Here is a 425-nt window from a genome sequence, read left to right as displayed (position 1 = left end):
AACAGAAACTGGCGCGCTCGGCCGAAGCGTCGGGCAATGCCTACAAGATCAAGAGCACGCTGCCGAAAACGATGGAGGAGGCGCTCGATCGTTTCGAGGCATGTGAGCCGGTGCGGGAACTGCTCGGCGAGGATTTCTTCCAGACCTATCTGCGCGTCAAGAGCGTCGAGCTCGACCTGTTCCAGGGCGTGGTGACGAGTTGGGAACGCGACCACCTTCTGCTGAAGGTGTGAACATGGCTTCCAGTTCAACGGGTTTCAATTCGGGCCTCGATATCGCCAAATCCTATTATGTCGCCACCGCCAATCCGGCGCCGGACCATCCGGCGCTGGTCGGCGACGTCGACACCGACCTGGTTGTCGTCGGTGGCGGCTGCACCGGCCTGTCAGCCGCCCTTCACGCCGCCGAGCGCGGCGTGAAAGTGG

The 425-nt window shown here is 62.4% G+C and carries 1 protein-coding gene and 1 pseudogene; both read left to right on the top strand.

Annotated elements, in window-relative coordinates:
• Window positions 1-233 (top strand): annotated as a pseudogene (locus EN939_RS37710) (glutamine synthetase); the annotation flags it as partial.
• 2 nt (window positions 234-235) lie between these two features.
• The coding region (locus EN939_RS37705; protein WP_127272173.1) for an FAD-binding protein at window positions 236-425 on the top strand (190 nt) is incomplete at its 3' end.

This window comes from Mesorhizobium sp. M7A.F.Ca.CA.002.05.1.1, from assembly GCF_003998335.1.
Taxonomy (GTDB): Bacteria; Pseudomonadota; Alphaproteobacteria; order Rhizobiales; family Rhizobiaceae; genus Mesorhizobium.
Note: the sequence above shows the minus strand (reverse complement) of the source record. Positions and strands in the feature narration are given on the sequence as shown.